Origin of the sequence: Pelomicrobium sp. G1, from assembly GCF_051905455.1 — a bacterium.
In the GTDB taxonomy this organism is placed as follows: domain Bacteria; phylum Pseudomonadota; class Gammaproteobacteria; order Burkholderiales; family UBA6910; genus Pelomicrobium.
Window position 1 is genome coordinate 1 of the sequence record NZ_JBQACR010000193.1, and the last position, 346, is coordinate 346.

Annotated in this window: 1 protein-coding gene; it reads left to right on the forward strand. The window is 67.9% G+C overall.

Annotation, left to right across the window (positions count from 1 at the left end; translation table 11 throughout):
* Positions 1 to 18: 18 nt before the first annotated feature.
* The coding region (locus ACTFO6_RS18135) for a cation:proton antiporter domain-containing protein (protein WP_439935791.1) at positions 19 to 346 on the forward strand (328 nt) is incomplete at its 3' end.

The window sequence follows — 346 nt, forward strand, 5'->3', positions numbered from 1 at the left end:
GTACAGGCCGACGCCGCTGTGACGGCTGAAGCTGAGCATACGGCCTGGGTCTTCCTGTGGATCGCCCTGCTCCTGGCAGCGGCCAAGACGGCGAGCCTGGTGGAGCGCCTCGGCCAGCCGGCGGTGCTGGGGGAACTGCTGGTGGGCATCGCCCTGGGCAACCTGTTCCTGGCGGGCATCGACTGGTTCGAGCCTATCAAGACGGACGAGATCGTCAGATTCCTGGCCGAGCTGGGCGTCGTCATCCTCCTCTTCCAGATCGGGCTCGAGTCCAGCGTGGATTCCATGCGCCGGGTGGGGGTGCGGGCGTTCCTGGTGGCCGTGGTGGGCGTGGTGCTGCCCTTCC